Below are 14,801 nucleotides of genomic sequence, written 5' to 3'. Positions count from 1 at the left end.
ACTCGCTTACAAACAAATCGAGATATAATCGCCTTCAGAAAGTATTGTATTTGGCTTCATTTGTTGTCCGTTCAATTGAATATCCCCATTTTTAATTTTATCCACAATGAGTGTACGGCTCCAGTCAGAAATATATGTGGATAAGGCTTTATCGATGCGGTGGGAACCGAAAATGAGGTCTAATACAAGCGTGATTTCGGCTATGCCGTTTTCTTTATGTTGCATAATGGAAATAGTAGTAGTTGTTTCGGCTTGATCTTGCTGGGTCATATCGATCGTTTCAACGTGATCAGTAAATGATTTATAAATACGCAGTTTTTGATTCCACGTATGATCTTTCGGACATTTATAAATAGCAAAGCGGTATATGTTTTTTCCATTGGCGTTATGCCTACGAATATTCGTATCAGTAAATAGGGTAGTACGTCCGCAATTTTTACAATATTTTTCGATTGTGTGTTGCTGATTTTCATATAAACTCCAAGAAAGTTGTACTTTCTGCATTTTCCTTCACCTCTTATAGTAGTGGCAAAGAAACGTAATACAGCTATTTGGATGTCTTGTAGTATGAAGACATGAGAAAAAGACAAAAATAAAAGGAGGTTCCCCAAAGAGGAACCTCCGTAAACATCATACTACAGATGCAATACGTTCCTTTGTAATGGGAATGGGCAGACTACTCCCTTGAAAAAGCGTGGTGCTTTTTTGAGAGTAATGCTATCCAATTGCTGGTCCATTACAAAGTAAATGTTGGCATACGTAGATAACGTCCTTTCTATCCAAATAGATTTATTCTTCATTATAACATATAATACTGAAAATTCAAAATAATAAAGGCGAAAAAACACCAGCTAAAATAGCTGGTGCATACGATAAATTATATAAGTTCAAATAAAAATGAGCGTAGTTCTTCTGCAATTTCTTCAGTCATAGAAAATGCGTGCTCTAAGTAGCCTGGTTCGTTTAAATCGTCAGCGCCGATGATTGCAAATTTATTACTTTGCATATCAAGTACAATTGTTTTACCGTAATGACGATCGGAGTATAAAAGCGCTAAATCATGACGCTCATTTTCTCCCATAAAGCTAACGAAACGAGTTTTTGTAGCGACAGTATCGTCGTACAGAAAGAAACGTTCTTCCATACACATGGCTCCTTTATTAAATATCTAAGTTTAAGTGTGGTTTATGATCTAAATGGTGATGCGTTTTAATGAATCGTACTGTTCTTGTTTTGTAACGCATTACGATAGAGTATGTTTCAGCTAAATCTCCGCCAAGGAATTTAACACCGTCTAATAACTCACCAGCAGATACACCAGTTGCTGAGAAGATTGCATCATCCCCAGATACTAAGTCATCTAACATAAGAAGTTGACGAGGATCTTCTAATCCCATTTCACGACAACGAGCTTCTTCTTCTTCGTTCATTGGAACTAAGCGAGCTTGCATTTCACCTTCAAGACATTTTAATGCTGCTGCAGAAATAACGCCTTCTGGAGCTCCGCCAATACCTACGAATAAGTCAATACCTGTTCCAGGTAGTGCTGTTGCGATTGACGCACCAACATCACCGTCACCAAATAATTTTACACGTGCACCTTTAGCACGAACACGATCGATAATATCTTGATGACGTTCACGTTCTTGAACGATAACTGTTAGATCGCGAATCTTTTTATTGTTAGCTTCTGCTACAATTTCAATTGTTTTTTCAATTGGATCATCTAAGCTAATTTTACCAGCTGCTTTTGGACCAACCGCGATTTTTTCCATGTACATATCAGGAGCATGAAGAAGGTTTCCTTTATCTGCGATTGCGATAACTGCCATTGCATTTGCAAGACCTTTTGCAACGATGTTTGTACCTTCTAGTGGGTCAACGGCGATGTCTACTTCTGGACCGTTACCTGTTCCTAGTTCTTCACCAATATACAGCATCGGTGCTTCATCAAGTTCTCCTTCACCAATTACAACTGTACCTGCCATGTTTACTGAATCAAACATATCACGCATTGCTGTAGTTGCTGCATCATCTGCTTCGTTCTTCTTTCCGCGGCCCATCCACTGTGCGGATGCTAATGCTGCTGCTTCTGTTACACGGACAATTTCTAGTGCGAGTTCACGTTCCAAGATTTCATTCCTCCAATTTCAAAAATCATACAAATATAACTATAACAAATAACAGAGAAAAGGTGAATTCGAAAAATTGTCGATTTTTTCAGAAGAAAGCGTTACAATTAAAATGTAAATGCTTTAATTTCCAGGTAGGTGACATTCATGTATTTTGTAGACAGAAAGAAAATAGAACAAATGCTAGTATGTTTAGAACGAGCAACAAGTACATTTCAAGAGAAAAAGATATATGAAACCGAGTTTGAATTTTATGCATTAGAGCGCATAGCCCATCTTATTATTGATACTGTATTAGATGTAGGAAATGCGATGATTGATGGATTTATTATGCGCGATCCAGGAAGTTATGAAGATATTATTGATATTTTAATGGATGAGCGAGTGATAAGTGAAGAAGATGGACAAGGGATGAAAGAAATTATCCTTCTTCGAAAAATGCTTATGCAAGATTATATTCAAATGAATCATGATGAATTATATAAGACGATTCAAAAACATATTGCAGTGGTAGAAAAATACCCAGCAAATATTCGCAGTTATTTAGAAAAGGAATTAGGACCTGTATCTGCATTTGTACCAGAATAATTATGCTTATAAGATCCCCAGAGAATGCCTTTTGGGGATCTTATATTGTATGTGAGAAAGAAAAGGGAGAAGGGTGAAGTATGGGGGAAGCACGTACTACGAAAGACGAGATTGTACAATTGTTGAAAGTAAAGGGAGAGCACACAGTAGCGGAACTAGCTGACGTTTTAGAGATTACAGAAATGGCAATCCGAAGACATTTAAGTAATCTTGAGAAAGACGGACTCATTTATTCTAAGATGGTAAGGCAACATGTCGGAAGACCAACTTATTTGTATGGATTAAGTGAAAAGGGAGAAGATACATTCCCGAAAGAGTATAAGCAATTTGCGATTGATATGCTAGAAGATTTAGCTCGAATGGGCGATGAAAAAATACTTCGTTATGTTTTAAAAGAGAGAACGAAGCGAATGGAAGAACAGTTACAAAAGCGAGTGAGTGATCAAAAGAATTTAGCATATAAAGTGCAAGAGATAGCAGCGATGCAAGAGAAAAATGGTTATATGGTTCAAATTAAGAGAGACGGAGAGAACTCTTTCGTAATTGAAAAACAAAACTGTCCGTTAAAGGAAATTGCAGAGAGATTTCCGCAAGTATGTGAAGATGAAAAAGAGATGTATAAGCGTTTATTTGCAGGGGCAGATGTAAAGACGTTAGCAAACATGTGCGAGGGCGATTGTAGTTGTTCTTACCAAGTAAAAGAGAAAAAATGAACGTTATGGGGCGCTTTAAGGTAAAGCGTTTTTTTCTTTGTAAAAAGCGGGTAATATAAGAATGGTATGATAAGGTGAGAACGTTAGCATAGAAGGAGAGACATAATCGATGTATAAAGGGTACTTAATTGACTTAGACGGTACGATGTATCGCGGAGAAGAACAAATTGAAGAAGCAAGCGACTTCGTAAAAGCATTAGGAGAGCGCGGCATTCCATATTTATTCGTTACGAATAACTCAACTCGTAAACCAGAACAGGTAGCAGAAAAACTTGTTCGTTTCGATATTCCAGCGAAAGCAGAGCAAGTATTCACAACGAGTATGGCGACTGCGAACTTCATTTATGAACGTAAACAAGACGCAACTGTATATATGATTGGTGAAGAAGGCTTACACGATGCACTTGTGGAAAAAGGATTTGAACTTGTGGATGAAAATCCTGATTTCGTTGTTGTTGGTTTAGATCGTGACATCACATATGAAAAATTAGCAAAAGCTTGTCTTGCTGTGCGTAACGGCGCAACGTTTATTTCTACAAATGGAGACATTGCCATTCCGACTGAGCGCGGATTGTTACCAGGTAACGGCTCATTAACATCAGTTGTAGCAGTGTCAACAGGTGTGGATCCAATCTTTATCGGAAAACCAGAATCAATCATTATGGAACAAGCTTTAAAAGTGCTTGGCATAGAAAAAAATGAAGCATTAATGGTTGGGGATAACTATGATACAGACATTTTAGCAGGAATAAATGCTGGTATGCATACCCTTCTTGTCCACACTGGAGTCACAACTGTGGAGAAGTTAACAGAATATGAAGTACAACCAACGCAAGTTGTGCATAACTTGACGGAGTGGATTGAGAAGATGTAGTGAAGAAAGCTGTTCCAAACTTTGGAACAGCTTTTTTTATTCCTGCTATTTGCAGGCAGCCCGATTGGTGTGGGCTAACATTCAGTTGTGACTAGTGTCGATTTTTGTCGGTAAGTCGATATATTTTAAAAATCGCCGATATAATCTGAGTTGCGCCGATATATTTAGAAAATCGCTGATATAATCTGAGTTGCGCTGATTTAATTTTATTAAAAAGCACGATTCACAACGTCTTTAACCTCTTCAAGATATTGTTTACGCACACTGTTATCCACAGAAGGAACACTTGTATAGAATGTATGCTCAATTGTTTCAATGCCTGTAAATTCAAAAATACCAACATCCGCTGTTTTCTTCATTGCATCAAACATGCCGCCTGCTGTGTATGCTTCTTTCGTATTGCCCATTGTAGATAATAATAACCCTTTTTTACCGCTTAATAACTTCTCGATGCCATTTTCACCGTAAGCATAAGCGAAGCCGTGGCTAAATACACGGTCAACGTATCCTTTTAAAATAGCAGGAAGTCCCGCCCACCAAACTGGATAAATAAATGTAATGCTGTCAGCCCAAGAGATATGCTCTTGCTCTTCTTTAATATCTGCTGGTGTGTTTCCTTGAGAAAATGAGATGAAATCGGAAGCGCCTAATACTGGATTGAAGTTTAATTCATATAGATCGCGAACGCGTACTTCATGGCCTTTTTCTTCTAATTTACTTTTTACCGTTTCTAAAATCGCATGGTTGAAGCTTTCTGTATTTGGGTGTGCATAAACGATTACATGTTTCATTGTTCTTCCTCCTATTTGTGGATATGTGAATAGTTATTTGTATATCTGTAACTATTATGGTTACTGCTTTTGTAGAAGTCAAGTAATACATATGTATGTATAAAAAGACGCCCGAAAATCGCCTTTTTATACCCCGCTCATACAAAGTACAAAAAAGACAAATAAAATAATGACAATACCAATGCCGAAGTTAAATACGAGAGTACTATCCATATATGTAGCCTCCTTGCTTGAAAGTAAAAAGCACTCTAGTTAAGAGTGCTTTTTTATTTTGAATCTACTTTATAATTTTTAGAAAGTGATTCATGCGTGTAATGATTTACATTATTTTATGTATTTATACTTTGAAATGAGTAAGTCCTTGTTGGATATAGAAAAAAAGACACTCGTTGGAGTGTCTTTTAAGATGACAAAATGTGCCAATTGCTTGAGGTTGATAAGACGCTAATTTCCGTGTTAACGCCTTTTCTCTAATCAAGAAGTGTAGCAACAGCGATTCAAATAAATTGTACCACTTGTTTAATGGCTGTGCGTATGTAATTCTGCATATTGCAATTAGAGGGAAATTTAATGTGAAAAATGAATGAGTAAATATATAGAATATTTGATAAGGAGTGAGAAGATTGGATATACATGTGTTAACAAAAGAAGAAGCGATGGAGATAAATACGTGGGCGTACGAGGAACCATATAATTTATATAGTTTTTCAGGCGAGAAAGAAGTAATGGAAGAGCTATTAGATGGAATGTATTATGGCTGTTGTGACGGTCAAGGAGAGTTCATCGGTTATTTTTGTTTTGGAGCAAATGCACAAGTACCAGGTGGAAGAGATGCTAATTTATATGGTGGAGAAGATGTGATTGATATCGGACTTGGCATGAAGCCGGCGTTAACTGGGAAAGGAATGGGGAAAGAATTCTTCCAAGCTGGAATAGCGTTCGCCACGAAAGAGTTTAATGCAAAAATGTTTCGATTAAGCGTAGCGACATTTAATACAAGAGCAATTACGTTATATAAAAATATCGGATTTAGACAAGGGACTATTTTTTTGAGTCGCGGAAGAGAATTTATGCTGATGGAATACGAAAGGCCGTCAGCATGAAACTGACGGCCTAGAAAACATTATCATTCTGAGTGCTCAGCTCGGTGCGCTAAACGGCTTGACGCAGCGGCAGCGATTCCGCCGACGATATCATCAAGGAATGTATGCACCTTTCCAGTTGATTTATCATTTAAGTATTCTAAAATACCAGGTTTTAATTTATCAATATATCCAAAGTTCGTGAAACCGATAGAGCCATACACATTCACGATAGAAAGTGCGATAACTTCATCAATTCCGTATAAGCCTTCATCACGTTTTACAATATCTTGTAACGGCTCACTTAGCATTCCCTTTTCAGCAAGGACATCAAGCTCGATACCAGTAATCAGTGCGTTTTGTACTTCACGTTTTGATAGTACACGTTCTACATTGTAACGGCATTCTGACATCTCTAAATTTGGATGATATTTTTTTTGAAGAAAATGAACAAGCTCAGCAATATCGTCAATTGTTACACCGCGCTCTTGTAATAGTTGTAATGCTCTTTCTTGTAGTTGATTTGATTCTTTCATGTTTATCACCTTTTTTTCTTTTTAGTATTTGTATACGTTTCGTTGCTTTATCATGTGCATAGGAATGAAAGGCGAGCACAAGCTCATATATATAAAGAAAAACCATAGGTGGCGACTGCGATGATTCATCATATTTATGAGCATTATCACATGCATGTTAAAGAATTAATCCCCCTTGGCCCCTATAAAAGCTTTTGGATTCGCAACAAAATTTATGTACTTGTTCCAATTGGAGACATGGAGGAAGAAGTACTTGTAGAGATGAAAAAGCTCAGTGACTATATGAACCAGCAAGGGGATATAACTGTAGCGACTTTCGTTCCGACTATACACGGCTACTATGTAAGTGAGATAGAAGAACAAAATTACTGCTTATTAAAAGGTATGCGTGCATTAGAACGACATGCTACATCATTAGGAAGTGAGCTTTCTATATTCCATAAACGAGGTGCTTTTTTTCCAGAAGAGATCGAGCAATTAAGCCGCATTGGTGAATGGAAAGCGTTATGGGAAAAAAGGCTCGATCAATTAGAAAAGTTTTGGCAATCACAAGTGATGAACCACCCTACAGACGTATTCGATCAATTGTTTATTGAATCCTTCCCGTATTACTTAGGAGTTGCAGAAAATGCAATTCAATATGTTGTCGATACAGAGATGGATGATACGCCCCAACTGACTGATGCAGCAACAATTTGCCAAGAACGATTTACACCTTTATTATGGCATCAAACGAAGCGTCTCAAACTCCCTTTTGATTGGGTGTATGATCACCCAACTCGAGATATAGCAGAATGGATTCGCTATATGATGATTGAAAAAAAGAAAGACTGGGATCAAACAATCGTTCAATTTGTTACAGATTATGAACGGAATTACTCGCTGTCCTCATTTGGTTGGCGCTTATTATTTGCAAGGCTCCTGTTCCCGCTTCACTATTTTGAAACGGTCGAACGATATTACCAAACTGGAAACGAAGAACAAAAAAGCATATATAGAGATCGCTTAGAAGCCATTTTACACGATGTGAACCGCTCAGAGCAATTTATGAAGCACTTTTATGGCTCACTTCGTTTACCAGTAGATAAGCTTGGGATTAGAAAATTAGATTGGTTATCTTAAAAATATAAAAAAGAGACCGAGTGAGGTCTCTTTTTTATATACCACAATTTTATGTAATACATTATGCCCCTACCTGCTGATCTGTACATATATTTAAAACGAATTGATGCTTTTCGAGCTTTTCATTTACTTTATCCAATAATTCTTGCTGGATTTCTTTAAATAAAAATTGGTAGCTCGCATTCCATGTTGGTATAACAGATGAAAGGTCTAATAAATACTCTTTTTTCTTTTCTAGTTCTTGAATTGTTAAAAAAGTGTTCCCCATTCTTGGCATGTGTCGTCCCCCTATGTTTTTTTCTATATATGTGTGAACGATTCTATATTATTAATTATCGCATTTTTTGAGAAGGATTTCCAATTTTGTTTTATGATGTTAACGGATAAATGTAATTTGAATAAAAAAAGGAGACCAAATTTGGTCTCCTTTTAGAAGGCGATTCTGAACGAGCCGCTTCTGCTTTTAATTAAAATACTTGTTCTACTTCAATAACGCCTGGTACTTCTTCAAGTAATGCGCGTTCGATACCAGCTTTTAGTGTGATTGTAGAACTTGGGCAGCTTCCGCATGCACCCATAAGGCGTAATTTTACGATACCTTCTTCAATGTCTACTAATTCAACGTCTCCGCCATCGCGAAGTAAGAATGGACGTAATTTATCTAATACTTCTAGTACTTGTTCTTGCATATGTGGGTTTTCCATTTTTATCGACTCCTTTCATCAGTTTTATTATAATCAAGATAGAGGGGAAAATCTATTTTTTCTGTTCTTGTTTTAATGTTGAAATTTTTTATCATGTTTACAACGTGTTTTTTCAGTATAGGGGTATGGAATAAGTTTGTAAAATGATGTGCTTATGTAATAAGACATCTGAATATACTGTTGAAACAAGAAGTGGGGGAGAAGAAATGGTTAATGTGCAAGTGTATGGGACGAAAGTAATTTGTGCGAGCTGCGTTGGAATGCCATCTTCAACAGAAACGTTTGAGTGGTTACAAGCGGCGATTGGTCGTAAATATGAAGGACAAGAAAATAAATTTAATTTCGAGTATATTGATTTTCAAGAAGAACAAGAAGATGAAGATAAGAGAGCATTCGCTGAGCGTGTAGTGGAGGAAGATCTATTTTATCCGGTCGTTCTTGTAAATGGAGAAATTGTTGGAGAAGGAAATCCTCGTTTGAAGGATGTTTACGAAGAAATCGAGAAATATTTATAAAGCAGGAAGCCTTTGCGAATTTGCAAAGGCTCTTTTTTATTGGAGGGATAGATGTGAAAAATGGAGTGAAGCATGCGTTACCAACGGAAGTACGACAGTTAATGGAGCAGTACACAGTAGAATTAAAAGAAATTTTTTTAGATGAAAAAATAGTCGGCGTATATATTTACGGGTCCATCACACTAGGCGCATTTCATAAGGAAACGAGCGATGTTGATTTTGTTACAGTAATAAATGATTCCGTGAATGAAGCTGAAAAACAGCAGCTTGTGGAACTACATAAGAAACTTAGTGATAATACGCTAGGTAAAAGAATGGACGGTATGTATATTCCGCTTGCTGATTTAGGGAAATACAATGATGAAATAAATGAGTATGTGTATTGTGCAGATGGTAAAGCTAATGTTGGTCATTGGGACATTAATGCGGTCACATGGTGGACGTTGAAAAATCAAGGCATTACAGTTACCGGAAAAGAAGCAGAAGATCTTCCGCTGCAAATACAATGGAGTGATGTAGTAAATACGATGAAATATAACGTAGAACAGTACTGGAGTGAAAAGGCGAAGAAGCCATATTTATTTTTTATAGAAGAGTGGGTAGAATCAGCTGTCGTTACGATGGGACGTATTTTATATACACTAGATCATAAAACAATCGTTTCAAAAGATAGAGGATTGCAATACTTGTCAGAACGTTCAGCGGAAGAATGGGAGCTTTTATTAAAAGAAGTAGAGCGAATACGACACAATCCAAAAGAAAAGCGAATGCTCTCAAGGTGGAGAAGGGCAGATATGACGAAGAGGTACTTACTGCATTTAATTGAAACATGTAAAGAGAAATGGTAGGGAAAAAACCGATGATACAGTAAATTGTATCGTCGGTTTTTGTGTTGGAAATGGTATATAATGGTTTAAAAGGTTTAATTATACTGGAGGGGATAAGATGAATACAGAATTAGCTACATATGAAAAAAAGAATGTAGTAATGAGTATGCGCGAAGTAATTAGCATGATAATAATTATTTTTGGAGTAATGTATGGAATTGGTTTTTTAAACATTATATATGACTCTTCCTTATATCCATGGTATGTAGATCATCTTATTCCGCCTTTAACATTTCTTACTATTATTTTTATATATTCACCAGCAAGAAATCACTGTGTACAGTTAGTAAAATCAATACAGTTCAATAATTTTAAACATTATGTAACGATAGTAATAACAACGATTGTAATGCTTATGTATCTTGCGGTATTAAATGTAGTTTTACCACATGGGCTTGGTGTGGATGAATCTAATATAGTAATAGAACCTACTACAAGTGAAATCATTCTATACGTAGTTGTGCTCACAACTTTTGCGCCTATTTGGGAGGAAATTGTATTTCGAGGTATGTTTTTTATGAAATTATCTCAGCGCTTCTCTACACTTAGTAGTGCTGCTATAAGTGCTTTCATATTTACTTTAGGGCACCCCCTTACAGTAGGTAGTATTTTATATATTTTTGGTATGGGTATATGTTTAGCATACACATATAAGAGAACGAAGAATTTACTCGTTCCAATTGGGATTCATTTATTAAATAATTCGTTTTATTTATTAGTAAATTTTCAACTATAAAAAGACGTCTTTTAAAAAGGAAGTCTTTTTTATTTTGTAGTAGATAGAAAAGTATTTACAAGCATTGTGTAGAGGAAAGATGATAGAAAAAAATATGCGCATGGGGGAAGATGATGAGTAAATATAAATTACATATAGATAAAGAACAACTATGGAAAGGCTGCGTTTTAAATTCGATTGCCCATGCAATTAATGTAGCGCATTGTCCAGATTTCTCACATGAAAGTTCATGGGATGGATTTAACTATAGTATGCAAGATAGCCAAGGGGGACAAGGGACAATTACGTTTCATCCGAATTACACGATTGTATGTCTTCAAGATGTGAATAGCGAGAGAATTGATGAGTGGATTGATGCGAAAAATTATTTTGAAGGGGCACCTTCGGAAGTAATAGACATTGCGAAAGAAGAAGCTCTTCAATACGTATTAGAAGAAGTAGAAGGCGAAACAGTGCCTTTCATTACAGCAGCATTTTGGATTGAGGAGAGCGGTGCATATTCAATTGATTCATTTGAAGAGATAGAAGAGCATGGCGGATCCTTATTAGAAATCCCGCTACTTAATCTGCACTCAGCAATGGAAAGATTAGAAGAAGAATATGAGCTGACAGAAGAGCAAATAGAGCTTTTACAACTCGTGTATGAGAGAAAAATCAAAAATCCAAATGAGGAAATTATGTTGTCTAAAGAAGAAGTAGCGATGATTGGAACGGATGATGACGGAGGACTGGAAGTATGTAAGGACTCATTTGAAGAAATGAATATTACTTGGGAGTTGTAGGAGAGGATATAAAAATGGGATAAATGACTAGTAGAAATGCAATGTGAAGTTATATTGCTTCTTCTATTAGTTTTTTATATAGGACTGATGTTTGCAGCAAATCGAAAATGATAGCAAAATAATACGAAATATGGATAGTTTCATGTGAAACATTTTTAGTATTAAATATATATAAAGTTTAACTTAGTGTATTAAACATATCATTCATAAGTATTTTAATATATTTAAAAGGAAAATGAAATAATTAATGAATAATTGTCGGAATATATTCGATTTCCGTTCATTTTTATAAAATATGTGTACTTTTTGTTAGATTCCTTCATTTTGTACATATACAATAAATGTATATAGAAATAAGAAAAGGATGATGTACGTGAAGGACACTGTTTTACAAGAAACAATTTCTCAGCAAGAATTACATAAAGTTGTTCAAAAAAATACAGCTTATTATGATTTTAAGTGGGGTAAAGTAGAAAATCCTGCGCAAGGGAATACATGGAATTGGGTAGCCTTTTTCTTCCCAACCTTTTGGTTAGCTTATCGTAAAATGTATAAGTTATTTATTATATTTGCGTTATTGGCTATACCTAGTATAGTTATACCCCCTTTTATAGATATTCCAGATGGGATTTATGTAACATTTAGTTTAGCTCTTCAATTAGGAATGATGATATTTACTGGATGGCAAGGAAACCGTTTATATTATAAGCATGCTGTTCGTGTTTTTCGTAAGGGAGAAGATGCGTCTGATCATGAGAAGGCGTATTTCTTACAATCAAAGGGCGGCGTGAGTATTGCTGGTATGATTGGTTTACAGATTATAGTCGGGATTGTGTTTGGTTTAGCTGCGTTCGGGCTGTCCTTTTTACCAACTGAGCCGAATATTAAAAACGTTGTTCGTTCAAGTGATGAAGGGGTTACTTTAGAAATTATGACAGATAACCCAACTTGGAAGTTTGTGAAGAAAGAAAAAGAGTATGACGTAGTAGAGTTTACTGGTTATGATTATACAGAGAAGAAAAACGTGAAAATAAAATTTGCTGTTTATTTCGATGAAGATTATTTCGAGTGGCAAGAGGTATACGAGAATAATAAGAAGTTAAGTGAAGAAGAGTTAGAAGAGTATCAATTTTATATTGAAGAAAATAGTTGGAGTTTCTAGAGCGAAACTCGTTCATTTTGGAAAGAAGGACCTTGTGAAGGTTCTTCTTTTTTTATTGGAAACACCATACAAATTGAAATTTTGTAAAATACAATAAAAAATGAGAATTTGAGGTAGGCTTGTCAATAACGTGAGACTATGGCACTATAAAGAAATGCTATACAAATTTTATTTATCGAGATGTAAACATCAATTTTGATTTTTACGTATAAATAATGAACGGAGGAAATGAATTTATGGCTACTTTACCAAATTGTCCAAAATGTAATTCAGAATATACGTATGAGGATGGCGTTCTTTTCGTATGTCCTGAGTGTGCTCATGAGTGGGGCCAAGAAGCAGAAGCTGAAAATAATGATGGTGCAAAAGTTGTAAAAGATGCGAACGGAAACGTTCTTCAAGACGGCGATGCTGTTACTGTTATTAAAGATTTAAAAGTAAAAGGAACTTCTTCAGTTGTGAAGATCGGTACGAAAGTAAAGAGTATCCGTCTAGTTGATGGCGATCACGATATTGATTGCAAAATCGACGGTTTCGGAGCTATGAAGTTAAAATCACAATTCGTTAAGAAGGCGTAATAAAAAAGAGGAGGCGGGTAGCCTCCTCTTTTTTATTGTCATTTTTTTTCGGTAAGTCGATATGATTTCATTTACGATGAACAGAGTATGATTTACCGAGCAAGAAGTATCATTTACCGCGCACTATAGTCAACCTCTTTCAACTGACATCGCTTATTAAAGAACGTTTTATATCCAAGCTGTAAAAAGATAATGACAGCAAAGGCAGTACTTCCAGAAATACCGAGTATGATGGCAATTTGATATTGAATAGCTGTGAACGGTGATACACCAGATAAGATTTGTCCTGTCATCATGCCTGGTAGGCTTATAATCCCCATTCCGACCATAGAATTGATTGTAGGTAAAATGGCAGAGTCAAAAGCGTCGCGTATGAGCGGAGCAGCAGCTTCTTTCGGTGTTGCGCCCAGCATAAGTGCACCTTCAATTTGACCTCTTTGCGATTTCATATTGTTTAAGAACGTATTTGCACCAAGAGAAACACCAGTCATGGCATTCCCAACTAACATTCCTGTAATAGGGACGATATATTGCGGAGCATACCAAGGGTCATGACCGATAATAACAAAGATAAATAGTAGAAGTGGCCCAATTGATCCGGCGACCATGGAAAGGGCGGCTACTCGTTTTAATTCTTTAGACATTGGGATGCTAACTCGTTTATAAATATTAAAAATTGCAAAGGTAGTAATAGAAGTAATGAGAGCAATTGTATAAAATGGATTACTATTTTCAAATACGTATGTAAGGACATATGCAACAAGTACGAGTTGGATGGTCATACGGAATGTTGCGAGCGCGATTTGTTTTTCGCGAGGTATCCCTTTTAATTTCACAATCCCGATTAAAATAAGAATGAAAATATAGGCAGCCGCAAGTTGCCAAATTTGGAGTTCAATAACGCCCTTCAACAGAGAGCACTTCCTTTCTAGTTGCACCGTTTGCCTTACTAATTTCAATAATGTCGTCTGCAATTTCTTCTGGAAGTTGTTGCGAGTGTGTGATGAAGATAACTGTTTTTTTCTTTTTTCGTGCTAGTTCAGTAAATTGTTTCATTACGCGTCGTTCTGTATCACTGTCTAATGCTGAAGTAGGTTCATCTAATAAATAGACAGGTGGATCCATAAGTACAATACGAGCAAAGGCAAGCCTTTGTTTTTCACCGCCGGATAATGAGGAAGCGCTATCTTCTAATTGCTTGTCTAAACTAATGGTTTTTAGTGCACTCCGCAGGGCATCATCATTTGGAAATGGTTTTTCAGAAAGACGAAGTCCCATTAATAGGTTGTCTTTAACGGTTCCATCAAAAATAGGTGGAGTTTGCCCAAGCATAACTACGTCACGACGTAATTGAATAGGTGGATAATTAGAAATTAACTTTCCGTTATATTCAATTGTACCGGATGTTGGAGATTGTAAATCGTTTAACATCCGAAGCAATGTACTTTTTCCGCTTCCGCTTTCACCGATAATGCAAGTAATCTTTTCTTTTTGAATCCGTAAATAAGGAATGTGTAGTATATCTTTATATATAACGTCTTTTAATATAAACATAAATCGCTCCTTTCTGATTCTAGTTATATCGTATCAAAAAAGAGG

Annotated in this window: 20 protein-coding genes; 11 read left to right on the top strand and 9 right to left on the bottom strand. The window is 36.1% G+C overall.

The genetic code is table 11. From position 1 onward, the window contains the following. Nucleotides 1–6: 6 nt before the first annotated feature. From AXW78_RS23960 to glpX, 3 genes are all read right to left on the bottom strand, one after another. Nucleotides 7–504 carry a hypothetical protein gene (locus AXW78_RS23960; RefSeq protein ID WP_001174583.1) on the bottom strand — a complete coding sequence of 166 codons (498 nt, stop codon included), beginning with the start codon at nt 502–504 and terminating at the stop codon, nt 7–9. A gap of 373 nt (nt 505–877) precedes the next feature. After that, nucleotides 878–1,144, bottom strand: a complete 267-nt coding sequence (locus AXW78_RS23955; protein WP_000392611.1) for a DUF3055 domain-containing protein — start codon at nt 1,142–1,144, stop codon at nt 878–880. Nucleotides 1,145–1,160: 16 nt separating this feature from the next. Next, the gene (gene glpX / locus AXW78_RS23950; RefSeq protein WP_000439090.1) at nt 1,161–2,132 is read right to left on the bottom strand and encodes a class II fructose-bisphosphatase; all 972 of its coding nucleotides are present in this window, start codon (nt 2,130–2,132) and stop codon (nt 1,161–1,163) included. A gap of 147 nt (nt 2,133–2,279) precedes the next feature. On the opposite strand from glpX, the gene AXW78_RS23945 reads away from it, so the two are divergent. The 3 genes from AXW78_RS23945 (at nt 2,280) to AXW78_RS23935 (ending at nt 4,307) form a co-directional block, all read left to right on the top strand. After that, the gene (locus tag AXW78_RS23945) at nt 2,280–2,720 is read left to right on the top strand and encodes a DUF86 domain-containing protein (RefSeq protein ID WP_000274009.1); all 441 of its coding nucleotides are present in this window, start codon (nt 2,280–2,282) and stop codon (nt 2,718–2,720) included. 80 nt (nt 2,721–2,800) lie between these two features. Further along, nucleotides 2,801–3,433 carry a helix-turn-helix transcriptional regulator gene (locus AXW78_RS23940; RefSeq protein ID WP_000503343.1) on the top strand — a complete coding sequence of 211 codons (633 nt, stop codon included), beginning with the start codon at nt 2,801–2,803 and terminating at the stop codon, nt 3,431–3,433. Between the two features lie 109 nt (nt 3,434–3,542). Continuing rightward, nucleotides 3,543–4,307: a TIGR01457 family HAD-type hydrolase gene (locus tag AXW78_RS23935; RefSeq protein WP_000276467.1), complete on the top strand. Its 765-nt coding sequence runs from the start codon at nt 3,543–3,545 to the stop codon at nt 4,305–4,307. Nucleotides 4,308–4,516: 209 nt separating this feature from the next. Here the strand turns inward: AXW78_RS23935 and AXW78_RS23930 are convergent, their stop codons facing one another. Further along, nucleotides 4,517–5,098 (bottom strand): NAD(P)H-dependent oxidoreductase, encoded by a 582-nt coding sequence (locus AXW78_RS23930; RefSeq protein WP_000683454.1) that lies wholly within the window; start codon nt 5,096–5,098, stop codon nt 4,517–4,519. A 623-nt stretch (nt 5,099–5,721) separates the two neighbouring features. Between AXW78_RS23930 and AXW78_RS23925 the strand changes: the two genes are divergently transcribed. After that, nucleotides 5,722–6,201, top strand: a complete 480-nt coding sequence (locus tag AXW78_RS23925) for a GNAT family N-acetyltransferase (RefSeq protein WP_000351219.1) — start codon at nt 5,722–5,724, stop codon at nt 6,199–6,201. A 23-nt stretch (nt 6,202–6,224) separates the two neighbouring features. Here the strand turns inward: AXW78_RS23925 and AXW78_RS23920 are convergent, their stop codons facing one another. After that, nucleotides 6,225–6,716 carry a phosphatidylglycerophosphatase A family protein gene (locus tag AXW78_RS23920; RefSeq protein ID WP_000665103.1) on the bottom strand — a complete coding sequence of 164 codons (492 nt, stop codon included), beginning with the start codon at nt 6,714–6,716 and terminating at the stop codon, nt 6,225–6,227. Between the two features lie 120 nt (nt 6,717–6,836). Here AXW78_RS23920 and yutH point away from each other — a divergent pair, with 120 nt between their 5' ends. After that, nucleotides 6,837–7,838 (top strand): spore coat putative kinase YutH, encoded by a 1,002-nt coding sequence (yutH, locus tag AXW78_RS23915; RefSeq protein WP_000581259.1) that lies wholly within the window; start codon nt 6,837–6,839, stop codon nt 7,836–7,838. A gap of 61 nt (nt 7,839–7,899) precedes the next feature. Here yutH and AXW78_RS23910 read toward each other — a convergent pair whose 3' ends face one another. Continuing rightward, nucleotides 7,900–8,115 (bottom strand): hypothetical protein, encoded by a 216-nt coding sequence (locus tag AXW78_RS23910; RefSeq protein WP_001137786.1) that lies wholly within the window; start codon nt 8,113–8,115, stop codon nt 7,900–7,902. A 190-nt stretch (nt 8,116–8,305) separates the two neighbouring features. Then, nucleotides 8,306–8,542: a NifU family protein gene (locus AXW78_RS23905; protein WP_000431159.1), complete on the bottom strand. Its 237-nt coding sequence runs from the start codon at nt 8,540–8,542 to the stop codon at nt 8,306–8,308. 206 nt (nt 8,543–8,748) lie between these two features. On the opposite strand from AXW78_RS23905, the gene AXW78_RS23900 reads away from it, so the two are divergent. The 6 genes from AXW78_RS23900 to phnA all read left to right on the top strand — a co-directional run bounded on the left by AXW78_RS23900 (nt 8,749) and on the right by phnA (nt 13,202). Next, a complete protein-coding gene (locus AXW78_RS23900) occupies nt 8,749–9,057 on the top strand; it encodes a YuzD family protein (RefSeq protein WP_000248593.1) in 309 nt (102 codons plus the stop codon). Nucleotides 9,058–9,110: 53 nt separating this feature from the next. After that, entirely contained in the window at nt 9,111–9,905 is a 795-nt protein-coding gene (locus AXW78_RS23895) for a nucleotidyltransferase domain-containing protein (RefSeq protein ID WP_061884718.1), read from the top strand. A 97-nt stretch (nt 9,906–10,002) separates the two neighbouring features. Beyond that, a complete protein-coding gene (locus AXW78_RS23890; RefSeq protein WP_061884717.1) occupies nt 10,003–10,680 on the top strand; it encodes a CPBP family intramembrane glutamic endopeptidase in 678 nt (225 codons plus the stop codon). 113 nt (nt 10,681–10,793) lie between these two features. Beyond that, a complete protein-coding gene (locus tag AXW78_RS23885) occupies nt 10,794–11,462 on the top strand; it encodes a hypothetical protein (protein WP_061884716.1) in 669 nt (222 codons plus the stop codon). Between the two features lie 364 nt (nt 11,463–11,826). Then, nucleotides 11,827–12,624, top strand: coding sequence for a DUF2628 domain-containing protein (locus AXW78_RS23880; RefSeq protein ID WP_116777647.1), 798 nt, complete (start codon nt 11,827–11,829; stop codon nt 12,622–12,624). Nucleotides 12,625–12,860: 236 nt separating this feature from the next. After that, nucleotides 12,861–13,202: an alkylphosphonate utilization operon protein PhnA gene (gene phnA, locus AXW78_RS23875; protein WP_000212737.1), complete on the top strand. Its 342-nt coding sequence runs from the start codon at nt 12,861–12,863 to the stop codon at nt 13,200–13,202. A gap of 113 nt (nt 13,203–13,315) precedes the next feature. On the opposite strand, the gene AXW78_RS23870 is transcribed toward phnA, so the two are convergent. Together AXW78_RS23870 and AXW78_RS23865 are read right to left on the bottom strand one after the other, a co-directional pair. Further along, complete coding sequence (locus tag AXW78_RS23870; RefSeq protein WP_000679238.1) at nt 13,316–14,113, bottom strand: ABC transporter permease; 798 nt, start codon at nt 14,111–14,113, stop codon at nt 13,316–13,318. Beyond that, a complete protein-coding gene (locus AXW78_RS23865) occupies nt 14,097–14,756 on the bottom strand; it encodes an ABC transporter ATP-binding protein (RefSeq protein ID WP_000470269.1) in 660 nt (219 codons plus the stop codon). Before AXW78_RS23865 ends, AXW78_RS23870 begins: the two co-directional genes overlap by 17 nt. Nucleotides 14,757–14,801 lie beyond the last annotated feature (45 nt).

The organism is Bacillus thuringiensis (assembly GCF_001595725.1).
Classification (GTDB): Bacteria; Bacillota; Bacilli; order Bacillales; family Bacillaceae_G; genus Bacillus_A; species Bacillus_A thuringiensis_K.
Note: the sequence above shows the minus strand (reverse complement) of the source record. Positions and strands in the feature narration are given on the sequence as shown.